Source organism: Saccharothrix lopnurensis (assembly GCF_042658445.1).
GTDB classification, from domain to species: domain Bacteria; phylum Actinomycetota; class Actinomycetes; order Mycobacteriales; family Pseudonocardiaceae; genus Actinosynnema; species Actinosynnema lopnurensis.
The window spans coordinates 22,823-43,567 of sequence record NZ_JBHSQO010000062.1 but is presented as its reverse complement, the minus strand read 5'-3'; the positions used below and the strand labels follow the sequence as shown (position 1 = coordinate 43,567).

Genomic DNA, 20,745 nt, shown 5'->3' with positions numbered 1-20,745 from the left:
GAACAGCCTCACCCCGGCACCGGTTACGCTGACCCACGCCGCATAATCCCGTGTCCAACATCCGGGGTGAAGTCCCGGAGCCTCGAAGTAGCACTCCCTGCTCTGGACGGCATCCATCAACACGACGAGTCGGCCGGTTGTCGTTCCAGTGTGGCATCCGACCACTCCGACCACACCGGCCCCAACGTGTAGCGACCACGATCCCGCTCCAAAGCACGCAGTCTCACCAAGGCCTTGGCCAGACGGTACGTCGTGGGCAGCGGCAACCTGACCGCACGGCTCATTTCGGTCAGGTTCATCGGCCGCTTCTCGTTGGCGACCAGCTTCAGCATCTGAAATGCGCGCTCCAGCACCGAGGATCGGCTGCCGTCACCCGCTGCTGTATCCGGATCTCCCGGGGCGCCGGGGGCTTCCGGCTCGACATGTCGATCCTCCACCGGGCGCTCAGACCGCAGCACGCCTCTGTCCCGGCCGTCGTCGATGAATGACACCTACATTCCTTTCCTTGTCCGACATGACCGGTCGTGTGGCGGTCATGCACATTGTCGAAGATCAAGGGCCCTGCGTGGTCATGCGCTCGATGCTCTTGCCACGGCATCCGCCATCGTTGTGGACCGATTCATCTCCGGCTCTGCGAACCCATGCACGGACATCAGCAGGGCGAGATCGGCACTGGCCCGTTCGTGTGGAGTGTCAGTCATCGCGGTAACTCTTTCGCGGCCCCACGAACTCGGGACGTGGGTGCTGTCGTGTGTCGTGTGCCCCGCAGCAGCCATCGTTGGCCTCTGGTGCTCCACAGGTCGACGACGTTATCCAACCGGGTGTCAGTACCTTCAGCCGTACCGACGCCGTGACATCGGCCATTCGGTAACGGCCTCGGAGCACCGGGACGCTTCAAAGCCCCGTACACCAGGGAGCAGACTTGCGTCGCGTAGCCATTCGCCTCCCGTCCTCGCACAGCCGATTGCTTCCTGCGGCCCTTTGGCCTGTCTTTCGTCCCGGTCTCACCGGGTCGGGTTGGTACGCATCGCACCGCGTGCAGATCAGCATCGCGATCGCAACCTTGTTGGCCATCGGGGCGAGCCCCAGGTCCACCTCAAATCCGCATGATTGCGGAAAATCTCGAAACCTGAATATCACTTCGGGTAACAGCCCACTACCGGCGGTAACACCCCGGTTCGAGGCGATCGACCGGACGAACCGGTGCGGCGATCCCGGTCGATCGAATGGCTCACCGCCAGGCCCTCATCGACGGGGACGGCCACGCCGCACCACGGTGCGCGAAGTCGTGTCGCCGATCCCTGCCGAGGAGGGCAGGCCGTGACGTGCCGAAACAGGCGGCCGGACCGAGCCGGGTGTCGTACGGTGCAGGGCATGGGCACGTCGCTTGGGACCGCAGCATCCGATCAGGACGGAAGCATCGAGACGCTCGACGCCTTCGTGGGCAGGCGTCGGCAGTTGACCGACCTGAGGAACGCGATGGGCGGGTCCAGACTTGTCACGCTGTCGGGTGGGCCCGGTGTGGGCAAGACCAGACTGGCCCAGGAATACGCCAAACAGGTGAAGTCCGTCTACGAGCACGGCTGGGCGTTCGTTGACCTGCGGGGCGTGCCCGCCGGGGACACGGCGTTGTTGGAGCAGGCGGTGGCATCGGCGGTGCGGCTGCCCAGCCAGTCGGCCCGTGATCTGCGGGCGTCGTTGGTGGCATTCCTGCGCGACCGTCGGATGCTGCTGATCCTGGACAATTGCGAACACCTGAAAGAGGACGTGAGCGGCGTGGTGGACACGCTGCTGCGCGGAGCGCCCCGGCTGCGAGTGCTGGCCACCAGCCGTGAACTACTCGGTCTGATCGGCGAAATGCTGATCATGGTGCCGCCGCTGGAGCTGCCCGACGAGGACGAACCGCTGAACCCCAAGGTGGAGGCCGTCCAGCTGCTTGTCGAACGCGCACACGCGGGAGTGCCCGGGTGGAAGCTGACTGAACAGAACTGGCCCGCGGTGCGGCTGATCCTGCGCCGTGTCGGCGGACTGCCCCTGGGCATCGAGCTGGTGGTGGGACAGATGAGGTCGCTGTCGCCGGAGGCCATCGCCGCCCGGCTGGACCGCTCGCCCCACCAGCAGGCCCTCAACGAACTGATCGGTCCCAGCTACAAGGTGTGCGAGCCGGCCGAACGGCTGTTGCTGGCGGCGCTGTCGGTGTTCACCGGCCCTTTCGACCTGGAGGCAGCCGAGCAGGTGTGCGCCGACGAGGCGCTGCCCGAGCACGAGGTCGCCGAGGCACTGGCGGGGTTGGTCGACCGGTCGCTGGTGGTGCCCTCCCCCTCCCGCACCCACTACACGCTGTTGGAACCGGTCGTGCAGTTCGCCGGCCAACAGCTGCAAGAGTTGCCCGACGGGGGCGCCGCGGTCCGGCGGCGACACCGCGACCACTACCGACAGGTCGCGGCGCGGCACGCCGCGGGGTGGCGAGGAGAGAACGAGATCGAGATCCTGCGGGCCGTCGAGGTCGACATGCCCAATCTCCGGGCGGCGTTGGGGGCGCTGGTGGCCGATCCGGCGTGCGCCGGCCAGGGCCTGGAGATGGCCGTGGACGTCGCGCGGACCCGGTGGTGGACCTACTCCGGGCGCCTGCCCGAGCAGTCGTTGTGGCTCAACCGCGCCCTGCTGGCCACCCCGGCCGCGCCGTCGGTGCTGCGCGCGAGCGCGATCGCGCTCGACGCCTGGATGATGCTGTGCCTGGGAGAAGGCCGCGAGGCGGTGCTGCGGCGCATCGCCGATGCCGAGGCGATGGCCCCGGCCGACGAACCGGTCGCCGCGCTGCTGTTCATCAAGGGGGCCCAGGTCGCGCTGCTCGACGGCGACCGCCACGGGATGGATCTGCTGCGCCGGTCGCATCGCCTGTGGCTGTCCTACGGGCCGGACACCCTGGTCGACGCACACCTGACCGAAACGCTGCTGACCATCGGGTCTGTGCTGGTGGAGGACGCCGAGCAAGGTCAGCGCGCCGCGCAGGAGTTCCTGGACGGCTGCCAGCGGCTGGGCGCCGAATGGGGCATGGCATGGGCCCGCTGGTGCCAGGCGGTGGCACTGATCAGGTTCGACGACGAACCGCGCGCGGCCGTGCGGGTGCTGCTCGAGGGCGTACGCGGTCAACAACGGATCAACGACCGGTGGACCCCGCTGTTCACCCTGCCCGTGCTGGCCTGGGCACTGGCCCGCTGCGGACAGCGCTCCGCCGTCGCCGCGGCCCGGCTGCTGGGCGCGGCCGACGGCCTACACCGGGCAACCGGCATCCAACTCTCCCGCGATCTGCGGGTCTTCGCCCTGGTGCACGAGAACGCCGAGGCCGCGGTATCCCAATACCTCTCCCCCGAACGCTACGAGCAGGCCCGTGATGTCCGGGTGGGCACCGTGGACGACGCCGTCACACTGGTGCTCAACGGCAGGTATGCCGATGCGGCCGCCGACGGCAAGGACGAGGCCGCCGCCGACAGGACCGCCGCGGACAAGCCCGCAGAAAGGGAGCCAGATCCGGATCCCGCCTGCGATGACCGGCCGATCGACGGGGCGGTGCTGCCGCACCGCCAGTTCACCGCCACCGAGAACGACGTCGCCCGCTGGCTGATTCAGGGCTTGGGCAACAAGGCGATCGCCGAGAAGTTGTACATGAGCCCCCGGACGGTGGAAAGCCACGTACGCAACATGCGCGACAAAGTGGGCGCGGCCAACCGCGTCGAACTCGCCACCCGCCTGATCCAACGACGCGAAACCCACTGACCCCGGAAGAACGACACGACCGGTCCAGCCGGCCCGAGGACGACGCGGCGGTTACCGCTCACCCGACCAGGACGACGCCGACCTCGGTGAACCCGTTGGTGACCAGGTAGGGGTTGCGCGGCATCCGCTCCACCGCGATCGCCGGACGTGCCCGCGGCCAGCGAGCGAGGACCTCGCCTACCGCGATTTCGGTCTCCATCGTGGCCAGGACACTACCCACGCAGCGGTGCCATCCCATACCGAAGGTCAGGTGGGACCGGGCGGGGCGGGGCCGAAAGGGCACGAATCGGTGCGCGTCCGGGCCGAACGCCTCCGGATCACGGTTGGCCGAGCCGAGGTTGACCATCACCAGGGCGCTGGGCGACAGCGTCACACCTCCGCCCAGGTCGACGGGCTCGCGGACGAGGTAGTGCGGGATGTTGCGGGTGGGCGGGTCCCAACGCAGGCTTTCCCGCACCACGTCGGGGACGGAGTCGGGGGCCGCCGCGACCGCGGACCACTGTCCGGTGTGCAGCAGCGCGGCCAGGGTATTGCCGATGGCGGCGGTGGTGGTCTCGTGACCGGCCAGCACCATGAGCACCGCGGTGGTCAGCACCTCCTCCGGAGCGAGCCGATCCTCGCCGCCGGTGTGCACCAGCATCGACAGCAGCCCCTCGTCGGGCCTGACGCGCTTGTCCTCGATCAGCGCGGCCAGATAACCGGCCATCGCCTCCGAGGCGGGCTGCTGCTGTTCGGGTACCTCGGTCATCATCGCCGAGGACCAGCCGGCCAGCATGCCGCGGTCCTGCGCCGGCACGCCGAGCAGTTCGCAGATCACCATCAGCGGCAGCGGCAACGCCAGACCGGCCACCACGTCGACCGGCTGGCCGGGGTCCACCTCGTCCAGCAGCGCGCGGGTGATCCCGACGACGTTGCGGCGCAGCTCCTGCACCCGTCGTGGGGTGAGCACCGCCGCGACCGGGCGCCGCAACCGGGTGTGCTCCGGCGGGTCGGCGTTGATCATGCTTCCGCCGATGACCGCCGTCACGTTCGGTTCCACCCCCGCCTCGATCATGTGCTCCCTCATCACCGAGGCGATGCCGACGGCATCCTTGGTCAAGCCCGCGTGGTTGTTCAGCAGCGCCCGTGCCTGCTCCCACCCGAGGGTGAGGATGTGGACCCGCACACCATTGGCCTGGTGGGCCAGGTGCACCGGCCCGATTCCGCGCGCGGCATCCTCGACCTGGTGGTGCAGGTATCCGGCGGACTCACCGCCGACCAGCCGGGCGTGGTCGACACGGTCGTGCTGGATTCGAGTCATGGTCCGCAGCTCTCCTCTGGATCTCGGCAGGCCGATCGGCGACGAGGGACACCGGCAACAATGCCGTGTCCCAACCCCGTGGCACATCAGTGTCTACACGAGGACCACCGCCATCACGGCCCGGTCGATACCTCGACGGCTTGGACCGTCGCAAGACACGTTGTTGCTGGTCAAGCCATGATCCATGGCCAAGATACGAGTCGGCGCATCACCCATCCGACCTCAGTACAATGCCGAGAGTAACCGTATTATCACCCAACGCGACATGGCTGGCCCGGGGTTTTCCGCAGTGATGCGGTCTCGCGATCGGCCTCCGGGTTTCGTGCGATGCCGAACCCGCCGGGAATCACGATGCTGATCTCGACACCCGACCGAACCCGTCACCCCATCGGGGACCAGAAGAGCGGCAACTCGAGATCCAGTATGCGGCGAACATCCGACAGCACCACAGACAACCATGGCGAGACGAGCAAGGAAGTACGAACGGCAACCGGACACAGCGACCCGCGGCCGGAAGCCTCCACCCCGAAGACCCGCCCTTCCGGATCCAGCACCGCGAGAACCTCACCGACACCCGGAAGCGCCGGGGCGACCCAAGAGCGCCCCGACCGGCTCGCCGAAACCCTGGCCAACCTCCACCGGGCGGCTCGACCCTCCCGCACCGGGTACAGAAAGCACACCGACTCCAAGTGCACACCCGACTCCGCCCTCCCGACCGGCCACCACCGCCAAGCCCAGGGCTGCGCCACTCGTCGAAGCACCCATGTGCGCTGCCGACCGCGCGATCCGACACTCCCGGCCGCAGAGCACCCCACCCGAGGTCCGACCGCTGCCGCACCCAGGGGTGCCGCGCCACATCGACACCCCGAACCCCTCCACGGCCACACGAGCCAGGGACTACTGCCATGACAGAACCGCTCGAGATCGAAACAATCGGCGTAACAGGCATGACCGGCGTGAAGGTCCGACTGGTATATGACCCCACCGACCCGTACACCATTTTCCTATATGTCTGGAACTGGTACGGCAAACACTGGCTCAAGTGGGTCTGCGAGCGCGACCTCCTCACCCAGGCCCTCCAACACAAAACGGACAACACCGTAACCGGAGAACTCGACATGCTTGTCACTCGCGTCAACAGCCAGACAACCAAGATCACCAAAATCACGCGTGGCGAACAGCTCGAACGGACCGAAGTCGTCCTCGGCAGAGCCAAGCTGGCTTCATTTCTCGAGAAAACCTTCACGCTCGTCCCCCCTGGCCAAGAAAAAATCGACCTCAACGTCGAGCAACTGTTGCACTGACCGGACTCTTCAACACAAAAACACTTATCGAACCGAGCTCATACGGCGACATAATGGACGTAAGGCGCCCGAACCCGGCACGGAGGCACGCTGCTCAACCACCTCGCCAGGCGCCTCGACCGGCCACATCCCCGCCTCCCGATGAATCTGCACCCTCATCCCTCATGACTGCCCTGCCCGATGCCCGCCACACCGCCGAACCCCACACGCCCAGTCCCCGGACAGGCTGGCGTCCGACAATATGTTGGTCGATCGGTTACGAGCAGAACCAGGTCGTCGGCCTTCACCACGCTCTCCGTATTCCGGTCACCAGGGAGAACACGTGCCCGACGACGCCGCGGCCCTCGCCGCCTTCGGCTACGAACTCGGGGTGCTCAAGCGCATGCGCCGCGCCGGATGGTGGCACGCCGGGGTGCGCGACCCCGAGTCCGTCGCCGAGCACACCATGCGGGTGGCCCAACTCGCCGCCCTGATCGCTGCCGAGGAAAGCGCCGACCCCGCCCGCGCAGCCTTCCTGGCCCTGTGGCACGACACCCAGGAAACCCGCACCGGCGACCTACCCCACACCGCCACCGACTACTTGACCAAGCCGGACCCGCAGGCGATCACCGGAGACCAGACCGCGAAGCTGCCGGAGCGTTCACGCGACGCAGTCCGGGACGCGGTGAACGACTACGAGGCGAAACAGTCCGCCGAGGCCCACTGCGCCGCCGACGCCGACAAACTGGAGGTGCTGCTCCAGGCCGTCGAATACCGCGACACCGGCGTGCAACGCGTGAACGGATGGATCGACTCCGCCCGCAAGAACCTCAAGACCCACACCGCACGCCGCATCGCCGAAGCCGCGATCACCCTCTCACCACTCGCCTGGCGAGACCGCCAACACGCACGCGAGGGCAGTCCGACCACGGCTTCGAACAAGAGCGGCATCGCCCGGCCTTCCCTGCATGAGCGAGGAGGGGTCCAGTCTTCGGAGTCCACCGACATGACCTGTTCACCCACAGAACGGCGTGCTCGACCGAAGTCACGGCCGGTTCTTGACGGTACCGGGACCGAACAGCCGTGCCGGTACCGAATACCCCTCCCGGGGACATCAGACGACCACCGATATACGAGACCGGAACGAACCGAATGAAAACGCATACCTCGACCTGTAAAGTCCCTGGTCAAGAAGTGTGCTCCCCGCGCGGGCGGGGGTGGTCCGGGTGTCACGCGAGGCGTCGCAGCCGCAGCGGCGTGCTCCCCGCGCGGGCGGGGGTGGTCCGCGCGCGGATCTCACGGTCAAGCTGAACGTCTGGTGCTCCCCGCGCGGGCGGGGGTGGTCCGCGTGGGCCGACGGCGGGCGCGTGCCGGACCCGGTGCTCCCCGCGCGGGCGGGGGTGGTCCCAGCGGGCCTCCCTCGCTGACTGCGAGGACACGGTGCTCCCCGCGCGGGCGGGGGTGGTCTCCCGTCAGCACTAAATGGGGAAGTGCCTCGCCGTTGTGCTCCCCGCGCGGGCGGGGGTGGTCCCCTGGTCCGCACCGACACGGCCGCGAAGTCCATGTGCTCCCCGCGCGGGCGGGGGTGGTCCCATCTCGGCGGACAACGAAGCCCTCTCGGGGGTGTGCTCCCCGCGCGGGCGGGGGTGGTCCAAGACCGGTGACGGTGTGCACCGGACTGGGGAGGTGCTCCCCGCGCGAGCGGGGGTGGTCCGGCCCGCCGCGAGGCCGCCGGCCGGCAGCTGGAGTGCTCCCCGCGCGAGCGGGGGTGGTCCGACAGCCTCGATGCCGGGCCTCACCCCGGCCGTGTGCTCCCCGCGCGAGCGGGGGTGGTCCACGAACACCCCGAGTTGCGCACGTGGGCGCCGGGGTGCTCCCCGCGCGAGCGGGGGTGGTCCCAGCGCCCAGGCAACCGAGGAACTCGTCGGCACGTGCTCCCCGCGCGAGCGGGGTGGTCCGCGGGCAGCGACCGGGCGAAGTCCAGCACGACCGTGCTCCCCGCGCGAGCGGGGGTGGTCCCTTCACTGCGGACCCTCCACGGGGATGATCGGGGTGCTCCCCGCGCGAGCGGGGGTGGTCCCGGGCTGTACTGGTTGGCGAGGTAGCTCCCGACGGTGCTCCCCGCGCGAGCGGGGGTGGTCCATGCGAACGTTTCCAGTGGGTCTACGTCAAGAGGTGCTCCCCGCGCGAGCGGGGGTGGTCCCACCGAGCCGAACGTGCGGCCCAGGTTGCCGACGTGCTCCCCGCGCGAGCGGGGGTGGTCCCCCAAATCCGCAGATCATGCGTCTGGACGCTTAGTGCTCCCCGCGCGAGCGGGGGTGGTCCGCGGCCGGACCCGCGCTGGCGGGTCTCGCCCTGGTGCTCCCCGCGCGAGCGGGGGTGGTCCGTCGAGGATCGCCGCCGAGTTCGCCTGCTCGCCGTGCTCCCCGCGCGAGCGGGGGTGGTCCGCCTACGCGGGAACCGGCCGTATCCAGCTGCGGGTGCTCCCCGCGCGAGCGGGGGTGGTCCCTCCTCCTTGAGCTGCTCGGCCAGCTCGGCGTCGTGCTCCCCGCGCGAGCGGGGGTGGTCCGCACGGCCAGGTCCACGAGCCCGCCGTTTCTGCTCAAGCAGGCGGTGCGACCAACTGGCCGTGCATCTGAGTCCAGGCCGGACCCAGCTCGCGCTGACCACAGCCCACAAGGACGGACCAGGTGATTTGCACGCCGAAGGGGCGAGCTGTAACCTGGCACACAGCGCAAGCTGTCATAGGTACCAGTAAGGGGCCGCTGGAATGCTGAATTCCCTCGTCGATCTCCGCGCCCGCGGAGGTGCTCCCCTGTCGTAGGTACCAGTTGCGTCTTCCCTGCCATGGCGGGGAGCACTGCCTGCTCGACACCCCAGAAGAGCTGCACCCGTTCGCAAAAGCGAACGGCCCCCGTTGCACCGGGGGCCGCTCTTCTTCCCAACACCCCGACAAGGATGAGGAAGCGGAGGCCATGTTACGCCGCACCCCTAGATCACCAGCCGATGATCCTCCCGGGCCGTTGATGACGGGACGCACACTGCTGATCGTCTTCGTGGCCGTAGCCATCAGCTCCCTCGCCGCAGGAGCAGCCGCTGCAACCGCGTGGTTCAGCGTATCGGGCCTCATCGCCCCTACGGCCGCAATGGTCGTATCAGCCGCAGCCGGTGTCATCGTGTTCGTACCGCTACTGGTTCGCACCACCGAGTTCCTTCACCGTCACATCGACTAGTCGCGTGAGGCCCGACACGTGCGGGCCTCACCGCATATTTGCGGACCCAGCGCTCGTCGGTGCATCCGAATGGGTGTAGTGACTGCAGCGTGAGTAACGCCGTCCGGGTGCTCGAGTATGTCCTCGCAGTGGCGCCGCTACGGCCACCGTTCAGAGGAAGGGTTAGTGGTCGGTTTGATCGACTGGCGTGTGGTGTGGGCGAAGTCCGTGCATGACCCGCACGGTCGTCTCACGCACTGGCTGCCATTGCAGCAGCACTTGGACGACACCGGAGCGATTGCCATCCGGTTGGTGGATGAGTGGCTGTCCCCACAGGTCGTGTCCCGGATCGCCCACGAGTTGCCTGACGGTGCCGCAGGTGTTCCGGTGTTGGCGGCTTGGCTGGCGCGGATCCACGACGTAGGCAAAGCGAGTCCGGCGTTTGCGGTTCAAGTGCCGGTGCTGGCGGATCGGATGCGCGAGGTCGGTCTGGTCGCGCATCCGATCCTGAGGTCCCATCCTCAGCGGAGTCGGGTGACCCATGCGCTGGTGGGGCATTTGGCGGTCCGCGATTACCTCTTGGGCCACCTGGGTTCGTCGAGTTCGATCGTGGCCGAGCAGTTGGCCAGTGTGGTGGGCAGTCACCACGGTGTGACGCCGGAGATGTCGATGCTGCGCGAGGCCGAGGATCAGCTGGATCTGGTCGGTTCGGGTGCGTGGTCGCAGGCGCGGGAGTTCTTTCTCGACCGGGCGTCGGCCGGGATCGAGCTGGGGCGCTACCGGGACGTGCGGTTGAGCCGGCCTGTTTTGGCGTTGTTGACGTCGGTCGTCGTCCTGGCCGACTGGATCGCATCGAACGCCGACCTGTTCCCGCTGCTGGAGGGCCACGAGGATCCTGTCGAGTTCGACTTGGCGCCGCGCGTGGAGTCGGGCTGGGAGAAGCTCGGTCTGCCGGGGCGGTGGCGGGCTCGTCCGGTGGGGTCGGACGTGGACGCGGTGTTCCGGGAGCGGTTCGTCGCCGCGGCGGCCGGGGCGCGGCCGGTGCAGGTGGCGGCGGTGGAGGTGGCGGCGGCGTTCGAGCGTCCGGGGTTGATGATCGTCGAGGCGCCGATGGGGGTGGGCAAGACCGAGGCGGCGTTGCTGGCGGCGGAGGAGTTGGCGGCGAGATCGGGCGCGGACGGGGTGTTCGTGGCGTTGCCGACGCAGGCGACGACGGACGCGATGTTCGGCCGGGTACGGCGCTGGTTGGACGTGTTGCCGGGGCGTGACGGGTCGGTGAGCGTGACCTTGGCGCACGGCAAGGCGTCGTTGAACGACGAGTTCGCCGGGTTGGTGCGGCAGGGGCGGTTCGCCTCCAACAGCAGGAACGACGAGACGCCGGCTGTGGCGCACCAGTGGCTCAGTGGCCGCAAGAAGGGTGTATTGGCGTCGTTCGTGGTCGGCACGATCGACCAGGTGCTGTTCGCCGGGCTGAAGAGCAGGCACCTGATGCTGCGGCACCTGGGGTTGGCGGGCAAGGTCGTGGTGATCGACGAGGTGCACGCCTACGACGTGTACATGTCGCAGTACCTGCGGCGGGTGCTGCACTGGTTGGGCGCCTACGGGGTGCCGGTGGTGCTGCTGTCGGCGACGTTGCCCGCCGAGCGTCGTGCCGAGTTGGTGGCCGCCTACGACGGGCGGCCGGTCGAGGTGCAGCGTGAGCTGGGGTATCCGGTGATCGTCGCGTCGGGCGGGGTGGAGCCGCGGGTACTGCCGGTGCCTTCGCGGGACACCCTGGTGGCGCTGGACAGGTTGCCCGACGATCTGGAGACACTGGTCGCCTACATGGAGGAGCACTTGGCCGGGGGTGGCTGTGCGGTCGTGGTCCGCAACACCGTCGGGCGGGTGCAGGAGACCGCCGCGCGGTTGGGGCGCGAGTTCGGTGAGGACAACGTCACGATCAACCACTCGCGGTTCCTGGGGTGTGATCGGGCGCGGATCGACAAGGGCCTGTTGCGGCGCTTCGGGCCGAAGGGCGAGCGCCCCGGCTTGCACATCGTGGTGGCGTCGCAGGTCGTGGAGCAGTCGCTGGACGTGGACTTCGACCTCATGGTGACCGATCTGGCGCCGATGGACCTGCTGTTGCAGAGGTGGGGTCGGTTGCATCGGCACGAGCGGGTCAGACACGGACCGGTCGCGCGGCCGCGGTGCGCTGTGGTCGGTGTCGAGGACTGGGGTGCCGAGCCCGTGCGGGCGGTGCCGGGGTCGCGTCGCGTCTACGGCGAGCACCTGCTGCTGCGGTCGGCGGCGCTGGTGTCGGACCGGGAGCAGGTGGCGTTGCCGTCGGACATCGCGCCGCTGGTGCAGCGCGCCTACGGCCCCGACCCGCTGGGACCGGTGTCGTGGCGGGTGGCGATGGACAACGCCGCGGCGCAGGCGGCTGAACTGGCCGGGCAGCGGGCGCGGGCGGCGCGGGCCTTCCTGCTCGACGAGGTCGGCTCGACGAGGCATTCGCTGGTCGGGTGGGTGCGTGCCGGGGTCGGCGACACCGAGGACGACCCGCGCGGCGCGGCGCAGGTCCGCGACGGCGCGGAGTCGCTGGAGGTGCTGGTCGTCCAACGTGACGCCGCGGGTGGCTTGTCGACACCGGAGTGGATCGGACGCGGGGGCGGTGAGCCGCTGCCCACGGACCTGCCCATCGAACCCGCGCAGGCCAAGGTGGTGGCGGCGTGCGCGCTGCGGTTGCCGGTGGCGCTGAGCCACCCCGGCGTCGACCTCGACGTGATCGCGGCCTTGGAGGTCAACCGCTTCCCCGCCTTCGACGCCTCTCCCCTGCTGCGGGGCCAGCTGGTCCTGGTGCTCGACGGGAACCGCACCGCCGAGGTCAAGCACGGCAAGGCCGACTTCCGGTTGACCTACAGCCCCCGTGAAGGACTGGTGCATGAGAGTCGATGAACCCGGCTCGTTCAACCTCGTTGATCAGCCGTGGCTGCCGGCACGTCCCCTGGCGGACCGCCCGGTCGCGCACGATCACCCGGATGAGCGGGGCCGCCCGGTCGAACTGTCCCTGCTGGACGTCTTCGACCACGCCCACGAGTTGTCCGGGCTGGTCGGGGACGTTCCCACGCAGGTGTTCGCGTTGACGCGAATGCTCGTCGCGGTGCTGCACGGCGCGGTCGACGGCCCTCGCGACCTCGACCACTGGGAGCGGTTGTGGTCGCAGGAGAGACTCCCCGGCGACGAGGTGCGCGCGTACCTGGAGCGGCACCGGTCGCGGTTCGACCTGTTCGACCCCGAGGTCCCGTTCCTCCAGGTCGCCGGGTTGAGCACCGCCAAGGGCGAGGTATCGGAGCTGAACAAGCTCATCGCCGACATGCCCAACGGACACCCGTTCTTCACCACCCGACTGGGTGGACGGGTGAGGTTGTCGTTCGCCGAGGCGGCGCGCTGGCTGGTGCACTGTCACGCGTTCGACCCGTCGGGCATCAAGTCCGGGGCGGTGGGCGACAAGCGGGTCAAGAGTGGCAAGGGCTACCCGATCGGCACCGGCTGGGCCGGGTACCTCGGCGGTGTGCTGCCCGAGGGGCGCACCCTGCGGGAAACGCTGCTGCTCAACCTCATCGCCGCCGACTCCGTCGCCCTCACCCGGAACACCGCGGTCGACCTGCCCGCGTGGGAACGCCCGCCGGTCGGTCCGGCCGAGGAGGTCGACGGCGGTCGGGAACCCACGGGGCCGGTCGACCTGTACACGTGGCAGTCGCGCCGGGTTCGGCTCGTGCGCGAGGGCGCCGAGGTCGCCGGGGTGTTGATCTGCAACGGCGAGCGCATCACGCCGCAGAACAAGGAGCACCTCGAACCGCACACCGCGTGGCGGCGCAGCAAGGCGCAGGAGAAGAAGCTGCGCGTGGCGCAGGTCTACATGCCGCGGGAGCACGACCCGGAACGGGCGGTGTGGCGTGGTCTGCAATCGTTGCTGCCCGGCGCGGAGAAGAACCAGGACGACGAGGCGGCCCCGTTCGTCTCTCCCCGCGTGCTGGAATGGGTGGCCGAAGTCGGCGGCGTCATCGGCAACGACCTGCCCGTGCGGCTGCACACCCTCGGCATGACCTATGGCGCCCAGAGCGCCACCACCACCGACATCCTCGACGACGGGCTGGCGCTGCGCTCGGTGTTGCTCGGCCGCGACGCCCGCCCGTTGGTGCGCACCGCGCTGGACAGCGTCCAGGCCGCCGAGAAGGCCGCCCAGGCCCTGGGCAGGCTCGCCGCCAACCTCGCCGCCGCCGCGGGCGCGGGCAAGGACGAACGCGACGGGCCCCGCACCCGCGCCACCGAACTGGCCTACGCCGAACTCGACGTGGGGTTCCGCCGGTGGTTGCAGTCGCTGCGGGCGGACACCGTCCCCCTGGAAGCCGCCCTGACCTGGCACGTCACCGCCGAACGCCTCATCCGGGGACTCGGCGCGGACCTCCAAGCCCAGGCTCCGGTGACGGCGTGGGTGGGCCGGGTGGTGGACAAGCGGCTGATGACCTCCGCGCACGCCGACCGCTGGTTCCGCAGGGACCTGCGTACCGCACTTCCCCTGGCCTACTCCGAGACGACCGAGGTGGCGTCGTGACCGTCGCACAGCAATCCGTCCCCGCGGCGGACTCCCGGTGGGCATCGCTGACCCCGGTGGGTACCGAGGTGCACGCCCGCGTCCAGCCCTTGCAGGAGGGGGTGTTGGCCAACCGGTCGGCGGCGGTGGCGGGGTTGGCCAGGCTGCGCCGGGGCGTGGGCAAACCGGCCGGCAGCGTCAACGAGATCCTCCAGTACACCGTGTCGGAGAAGTTCGCGGGCCCCGGTGCCGGTGATGGCCCGACACCCGCCGAGACCGCCGCCCACGTGGCGTTGACCCTGTACGCGGTGCACCAGCAGTCACAGCGCAAACGCATGCACCAACGCGGCTGGGGCCTGGGCCGTTCGGTGCGGATGCTGCACCCCCAGGAGTTCGACGCGAACGTGCCACCGGTGCTGCGCCGGTTCCAGTCCCTGGGCACCGCGCAGAGCATCGACGAACTCGTGCACCACCTGCGGGGAACGGTGCAACTGCTGCGCGGTCAGGCCACTCCGCTGGACTACGCGTTGCTGGCCGACGAACTGGTGCTGTGGCACCGCCCCGGCGGTGCCTCGATCGTGCGCCTGCGCTGGGGACGCGCCTTCTACCGCACTCCGAACCCCGATGAACCGGTCACCGACGACCCGGGCAGCGCGCAGAACACCGGGCTGTCCCCCGATCAGCCCACCGACTCCCCCTGACCCCAGGCTTGCGAAGGATTCCGCCCATGACCCGCACCATCGTCGATGTCCACGTCATCCAGACCGTGCCGCCCAGCAACATCAACCGCGACGACACCGGCAGTCCGAAGACCGCCGTCTACGGCGGGCGGCGGCGGGCGCGGGTATCCAGTCAGGCGTGGAAGCGCGCCACCCGCGACGCCTTCGAGCAGTTGCTCGACCCCGCCGAGCTGGGAGTGCGCACCAAGAGGGTCGTGGAACTGCTGTCCGACGAGATCACCCGGCAGAACCCCGCGTTGGTCGAACGCGCCGGCGAGTTGGCCGAGGCCGTGCTGACCGCGGCCGGGATCAAGATCGTCCCGGCGCGGAAGAAGGAGGCTCCCAACGAGTCGGGCTACCTGCTGTTCCTGAGCAACCGGCAGGTCCAGGGCTTGGCCGAACTCGCCGTGACCGCCGTCGCGCGGGCCGGTGAGAGCAAGCTCGACATCAACAAGGCCGAGGCTCGGGCACGGGCCGATCAGGCGCATTCGGTGGACGTGGCCTTGTTCGGGCGCATGGTGGCCGACGCCACGGACCTCAACGTCGACGCGGCCTGCCAGGTCGCGCACGCGCTGAGCGTGCATGCGGTGGACAACGAGTACGACTACTTCACCGCCGTGGACGACCACAAGAAGGCCGACGAAGCCGAGGACGCCGGGGCCGGGATGATCGGCACGGTCGAGTTCAACTCCTCCACCCTCTACCGCTACGCCACCGTCGACGTCGACCGCCTGCACGACAACCTCGGCGACGCCGAGGCCACCACGCGCGCGGTGGAGGCGTTCACCAGGGCGTTCGTGACCAGCATGCCCACCGGCAAGCAGAACACCTTCGCCAACCGCACCCTGCCCGACGCCGTCCTCGTCGTGGTCCGGCGAACCCAGTCGATCAACCTGGTAGGCGCGTTCGAGGAGGCCGTGGAGGACAACGCCGAGGGCGGACGGGTCGTGGCCGCCATCTCCCGGCTCGCCGACCACGCCCGCGAGCTGCACGAGGCGTTCGACGAGCAGCCCGTCGCGGCGTGGGTGTTCGGCGTCGGTGAGAAGCGGGTCGCGCCCCTGACCGAACTGGCGCAGCGCACGACCTTCGAACCCGCCGTGACGGCGGTGGGCGCACTGGTCGCCGACCGGCTGGCAGGCGAGCGGTGAGCACCCTGCTGCTGCGGCTGGGTGCCCCGTTGCAGTCCTGGGGCACCAGCAGCCGTTTCGTGCGCCGCAACACCGACCGCGCGCCCAGTCGCAGCGGTGTCCTCGGCCTGCTCGCCGCCGCCCAAGGGCGCCGCCGGACCGATCCGCTGGAGGAACTGCTGGGTTTGCGCATCGGGGTCCGCGTCGACCAGCCCGGCAGGCTCGAACGCGACTTCCAGACCGCGCGCACCCGTGACGGGGCGAACTCGATGCCCCTGTCCTACCGGTTCTACCTCGCCGACGCCGTGTTCGCCGTCGCCGTCGAGGGCGACCGGGCACTGCTGGAGAGTCTGGAGCGTGCGTTGCGCTCGCCGGTGTTCCCGCTGTTCCTGGGCCGCCGGTCGTGCCCACCGGCGGGTCGGCTGCTGCACGGGCTGGCCGAGGGCGGTGTGCGGGACCGGCTGGAGCAGCACCCGTGGCTGGCCTCACCCTGGGTGCAGCGCCGCCACCAGGAGCCGACCAAGGACCTCGACATCGTGGTGGACTGCCCGCCCGGCGAGTCCGATGCCGAACTGGTGCGCGACGAGCCGATCAGCTTCGACCCGCGGGAGCGCCGCTACGAGTGGCGTTCGATCCACCGCACCGCGGTCACCGTGCCCAACCCCGCCTACCACGCACCCACCTCAGGCCCCGGCCCGGCGGTCGACCCGTTCGACCCGATGGCGGCGTTCGAGGGGATCGCCTGATGCACCTGACCCGCTTCGAGATCAACCCCGCCCGCCGTGACGCCCGGACCATGCTGGCATCGCCCCAGAAGATGCACGCCGCGGTCATGGCCGCCTTCCCGCCCACCACCGCCGCACCCGAGCGGGGACGCGTGCTGTGGCGGGTCGACCGCCACCAGCACCGGGTCGTGCTGTTCGTGGTCAGCCCGCACCGCCCGGACCTGACCCACCTGGTCGAACAGGTCGGCTGGCCCACCACCCACACCTGGGACACCCGCGACTACCAGCCCCTGCTCGACCGAATCACCGCTGGCCAGCAGTGGGCGTTCCGGCTTCGGGCCAACCCGGTCAGCAGCCGCCGCAAGACCCCCGACTCGACCCGGTCCCAGCGGTTCGGGCACGTCACCGTCGCCCAGCAGACCGACTGGCTGCTCACCCGCGCCGAACGCCACGGCTTCACCGTGGTCCCCGGCGAGAACAAGGAACCCGACGTCGCCGTCCGCGGCCGCGAGCACGTGACGTTCAAGCGACAGGGCGCCGACGTCACCCTGTCCACCGCGGTGTTCGAAGGCCACCTGGAGGTCGTCGACGCCGAGGCGCTGCGCACCGCCCTGGTCACCGGCATCGGCCCGGCCAAGGGCTACGGCTGCGGCCTGCTCACCCTCGCCCCGATCCGCCGGATCTGAGGACTTCCGTGCCCGAGGAGTTCCGTGCCTGACATCCCCGGTGCCAAGCCGGTACCGCTGTCCCAACTCGTCCGCGCCCAGGACCGCCTGTCGTTTGTCTACCTGGAGCACTGCGAGGTCAGTCGGGACGACAACGCCATCACCTCCACCGACAAACGCGGCACCGTGCACATCCCCGCCGCCACCCTCGGCGCCCTGCTGCTCGGACCCGGCACCAACGTCACCCAACAGGCCATGGTGCTGCTGGCAGAGAGCGGCTCCACCGCCGTGTGGGTCGGCGAGCACGCCGTGCGCTACTACGCCCACGGCCGCACCCTGGCCGCCTCCTCCCGGCTGCTGGAGATCCAGGCCAACCTGGTGTCCAACACCCGCACCCGGCTGCGCGTGGCACGCGAGATGTACGCGATGCGCTTCCCCGGCGAGGACACCGACAGCCTCACCATGCAGCAGCTGCGCGGCCGCGAAGGAGCACGCGTGCGCCGCCTGTACCGCGACCACGCCAAACGCACCGGCGTAGAGTGGCAGCGCCGCGACTACGATCCCACCGACTTCGACTCCGGCACCCCGGTCAACAAAGCCCTCTCCGCGGCCAACACCAGCCTCTACGGCGTCGTACACGCCGTCATCGTCGCCCTGGGCTGCGCACCCGGACTCGGCTTCGTCCACACCGGCCACGTCAAATCCTTCGTCTACGACATCGCCGACCTCTACAAAGCCGACATCACCATCCCCATCGCCTTCGACGTCACCGCCCGCGAGGTAGCCGACATCGGCACCGAAACCCGCCGCGCCGTCCGCGACCACATGCGCGACGGCGCCTTCCTCGACACGTGCGTCCGCGACGTCAAAACCCTGCTCCGCGAAGACGACGGCCTGGTCGAATACGGACCCGAAGCCTTCGAAGACCCCGACTTCGACAGCAACGTCGTCCTGCTCTGGGACGACAACGGCCGCGCCGTCGCAGGCGGCACCAACTACGACGACCAGGACGGTGACTTGTGACCGTCATCGTCGTCGCCGCCTGCCCCATCGGCCTGCGCGGCCATCTCACCCGCTGGCTGCTGGAGATCTCGCCCGGCGTCTTCGTCGGCAAAGTCAGCAGCCGCGTCCGCAACCTCATGTGGGTCCGCGTCGTCGAGATGGTCAAAACCGGCCGCGCCATCATGGTCTTCCACGCCAACAACGAACAGGGACTCGACTTCAAAGTCCACCGCCACGACTGGCACCCCATCGACTACGACGGCATCCAACTCATGCTCCGCCCGGCAAACCCCGGCGACACCGACGACGCCCCACCCACCGCCGGTGGGCGCAACTGGAGCAACGCAGCCCGCCGACGCCGCTACAACAAGCGCTGACCAACCTTCCGGCCCATCCGGTCGTCAACCCCTCACACGCTCGACGAAGTGGCATGAGGCCAGAGCCGAACGAACTTGCTGTCCGATGAACGTGATTCCTCCGCGAGCGGGGCGGCGCGGTACTGCGAGGTTCACCGGCCCGGCACACTGGGCTCGCGTAACGGTGTGCCGGGCCACAACTATGTCTCCTTGCAGGTATCGGCCAACAGTTGGCCGCCCTCGGTTACGCCGCCCGCGGTTGGGGTCCATCGGTCGAAGACACAGCCACCGATATACGAGACTGGAACAAACCGAATTAAAACGCACCTCGTGGCCTGTAAAGTCCCTGGTCAAGAAGTGTGCTCCCCGCGCGAGCGGGGGTGGTCCCAAGGGGCAGTGGCGGCACCCCGTGTTCGGCGGGTGCTCCCCGCGCGAGCGGGGGTGGTCCCTCGTTCACCAGGCTCTGGGCGTGCGGCAACACGTGCTCCCCGCGCGAGCGGGGGTGGTCCCACCATCGCCATCCAGTCCCCGAAGGCGTCGACGTGCTCCCCGCGCGAGCGGGGGTGGTCCGTCGTTCGCACCCGGGATGTCGTCGTCGGCCAGGTGCTCCCCGCGCGAGCGGGGGTGGTCCGAAGCTCACCCACGACATGCGGCCGTCGCGCTGGTGCTCCCCGCGCGAGCGGGGGTGGTCCCTGGCCGCCGCGCTCAAGCCCGTGATGCTGGACGTGCTCCCCGCGCGAGCGGGGGTGGTCCCTCACTAGCGTGCTGCTGCGTGATCCGCAGCGTGTGCTCCCCGCGCGAGCGGGGGTGGTCCAAACCGCTCCGTCCAGGGCGAACCCCGGAATCAGTGCTCCCCGCGCGAGCGGGGGTGGTCCCCTCGGGAGCCTCACCGCTTGTGTCCTGGGGCAGTGCTCCCCGCGCGAGCGGGGGTGGTCCGGCGTGCACTCGGCGGCGCGTTGTTCCGCGCGTGTGCTCCCCGCGCGAGCGGGGGTGGTCCGCACGATCGATGGTGTTTCCCCTGGTGGTTGGGGTGCTCCCCGCGCGAGCGGGGGTGGTCCGTCCCTGTCCGACGTCGGCGACGCCGCCGCAGGGTGCTCCCCGCGCGAGCGGGGGTGGTCCGGCGTCGACGTCGCGCGGCAGAGGACGGTGGCGGTGCTCCCCGCGCGAGCGGGGGTGGTCCCCCTGTCCTCCCCGCCCCGTCGACCAGCTCGGCGTGCTCCCCGCGCGAGCGGGGGTGGTCCCAGAGGGAGGGGACCGCGCCGGCGCTTCAGCTCGTGCTCCCCGCGCGAGCGGGGGTGGTCCGTTGTTCGCCGTGGAGAACAGGCTGGAGAACCAGTGCTCCCCGCGCGAGCGGGGGTGGTCCGTGGGCCTTCACCGTGTCGGGGGCCAGGCTCAGGTGCTCCCCGCGCGAGCGGGGGTGGTCCCTCGTCCACGGTCAGGTCGTACCAGTCCAGCTCGTGCTCCCCGCGCGAGCGGGGGTGGTCCGTCCCCGGCGGTCCCGGCCTCCGACGCCACGGCGTGCTCCCCGCGCGAGCGGGGGTGGTCCTGCTTCGGCAGGGTCGTTCATCATCCGGTGTCCGTGCTCCCCGCGCGAGCGGGGGTGGTCCCGCCTGGGGAACCGCCTGCGGCGCCAGGGGCCAGTGCTCCCCGCGCGAGCGGGGGTGGTCCCACAGGTAGCAGCGGTTCCCGTCTTGGTGCTGGGTGCTCCCCGCGCGAGCGGGGGTGGTCCGCCGACCGAGAAGTGGACCGGACACGACGTGGCGTGCTCCCCGCGCGAGCGGGGGTGGTCCCTGTTGCTGGAACCCCTGAGAGGGCTTCGTTGTGTGCTCCCCGCGCGAGCGGGGGTGGTCCCGTCATCGCCGGGGCCGACATGACGATGGTCGGGTGCTCCCCGCGCGAGCGGGGGTGGTCCCCCCGTGATGCGCTCCGCGACGAGGAGGTTGGTGTGCTCCCCGCGCGAGCGGGGGTGGTCCTCTGCCGCAGGTTCGACTCGTACGTGGCCAGCA

The 20,745-nt window shown here is 69.8% G+C and carries 12 protein-coding genes, 1 pseudogene and 2 CRISPR repeat arrays (1 of these 15 running past the window's edge); of the genes and pseudogenes, 11 read left to right on the top strand and 2 right to left on the bottom strand.

Annotation, left to right across the window (positions count from 1 at the left end):
* Positions 1-116: 116 nt before the first annotated feature.
* Positions 117-491 carry a helix-turn-helix domain-containing protein gene (locus ACFP3R_RS34425; RefSeq protein ID WP_380642600.1) on the bottom strand — a complete coding sequence of 125 codons (375 nt, stop codon included), beginning with the start codon at positions 489-491 and terminating at the stop codon, positions 117-119.
* Between the two features lie 883 nt (positions 492-1,374).
* On the opposite strand from ACFP3R_RS34425, the gene ACFP3R_RS34420 reads away from it, so the two are divergent.
* Positions 1,375-3,777 carry a LuxR C-terminal-related transcriptional regulator gene (locus ACFP3R_RS34420; protein WP_380642598.1) on the top strand — a complete coding sequence of 801 codons (2,403 nt, stop codon included), beginning with the start codon at positions 1,375-1,377 and terminating at the stop codon, positions 3,775-3,777.
* A 58-nt stretch (positions 3,778-3,835) separates the two neighbouring features.
* Here the strand turns inward: ACFP3R_RS34420 and ACFP3R_RS34415 are convergent, their stop codons facing one another.
* On the bottom strand, positions 3,836-5,077 hold the full coding sequence (locus tag ACFP3R_RS34415; RefSeq protein WP_380642596.1) for a cytochrome P450: 1,242 nt from the start codon (positions 5,075-5,077) through the stop codon (positions 3,836-3,838).
* Between the two features lie 905 nt (positions 5,078-5,982).
* On the opposite strand from ACFP3R_RS34415, the gene ACFP3R_RS34410 reads away from it, so the two are divergent.
* The 10 genes and pseudogenes from ACFP3R_RS34410 to cas2e all read left to right on the top strand — a co-directional run bounded on the left by ACFP3R_RS34410 (position 5,983) and on the right by cas2e (position 18,760).
* Positions 5,983-6,381, top strand: a complete 399-nt coding sequence (locus tag ACFP3R_RS34410) for an SsgA family sporulation/cell division regulator (protein WP_380642594.1) — start codon at positions 5,983-5,985, stop codon at positions 6,379-6,381.
* A 322-nt stretch (positions 6,382-6,703) separates the two neighbouring features.
* Positions 6,704-7,261: pseudogene (locus ACFP3R_RS34405) on the top strand (HD domain-containing protein); the annotation flags it as partial.
* Between the two features lie 295 nt (positions 7,262-7,556).
* A CRISPR array of direct repeats spans positions 7,557-8,929; the repeat unit is 28 nt; unit sequence GTGCTCCCCGCGCGAGCGGGGGTGGTCC.
* A 781-nt stretch (positions 8,930-9,710) separates the two neighbouring features.
* Positions 9,711-12,506 (top strand): CRISPR-associated helicase Cas3', encoded by a 2,796-nt coding sequence (gene cas3, locus ACFP3R_RS34400; protein WP_380642592.1) that lies wholly within the window; start codon positions 9,711-9,713, stop codon positions 12,504-12,506.
* A complete protein-coding gene (casA, locus tag ACFP3R_RS34395; protein ID WP_380642590.1) occupies positions 12,493-14,166 on the top strand; it encodes a type I-E CRISPR-associated protein Cse1/CasA in 1,674 nt (557 codons plus the stop codon). Before cas3 ends, casA begins: the two co-directional genes overlap by 14 nt.
* Positions 14,163-14,846, top strand: a complete 684-nt coding sequence (gene casB / locus ACFP3R_RS34390) for a type I-E CRISPR-associated protein Cse2/CasB (RefSeq protein WP_380642588.1) — start codon at positions 14,163-14,165, stop codon at positions 14,844-14,846. The genes casA and casB overlap by 4 nt, the downstream gene beginning before the upstream one ends.
* 26 nt (positions 14,847-14,872) lie before the next feature.
* Positions 14,873-16,012, top strand: coding sequence for a type I-E CRISPR-associated protein Cas7/Cse4/CasC (gene cas7e, locus ACFP3R_RS34385; RefSeq protein WP_380642586.1), 1,140 nt, complete (start codon positions 14,873-14,875; stop codon positions 16,010-16,012).
* A complete protein-coding gene (gene cas5e, locus ACFP3R_RS34380) occupies positions 16,009-16,737 on the top strand; it encodes a type I-E CRISPR-associated protein Cas5/CasD (protein ID WP_380642584.1) in 729 nt (242 codons plus the stop codon). The genes cas7e and cas5e overlap by 4 nt, the downstream gene beginning before the upstream one ends.
* On the top strand, positions 16,737-17,402 hold the full coding sequence (cas6e, locus tag ACFP3R_RS34375) for a type I-E CRISPR-associated protein Cas6/Cse3/CasE (protein ID WP_380642583.1): 666 nt from the start codon (positions 16,737-16,739) through the stop codon (positions 17,400-17,402). Before cas5e ends, cas6e begins: the two co-directional genes overlap by 1 nt.
* 24 nt (positions 17,403-17,426) lie before the next feature.
* A complete protein-coding gene (cas1e, locus tag ACFP3R_RS34370; RefSeq protein ID WP_380642581.1) occupies positions 17,427-18,404 on the top strand; it encodes a type I-E CRISPR-associated endonuclease Cas1e in 978 nt (325 codons plus the stop codon).
* Positions 18,401-18,760 (top strand): type I-E CRISPR-associated endoribonuclease Cas2e, encoded by a 360-nt coding sequence (gene cas2e, locus ACFP3R_RS34365; protein ID WP_380642579.1) that lies wholly within the window; start codon positions 18,401-18,403, stop codon positions 18,758-18,760. Before cas1e ends, cas2e begins: the two co-directional genes overlap by 4 nt.
* Before the next feature lie 338 nt (positions 18,761-19,098).
* Positions 19,099-20,745: direct repeats of the CRISPR family, unit length 28 nt; unit sequence GTGCTCCCCGCGCGAGCGGGGGTGGTCC; it runs 89 nt beyond the window's last position.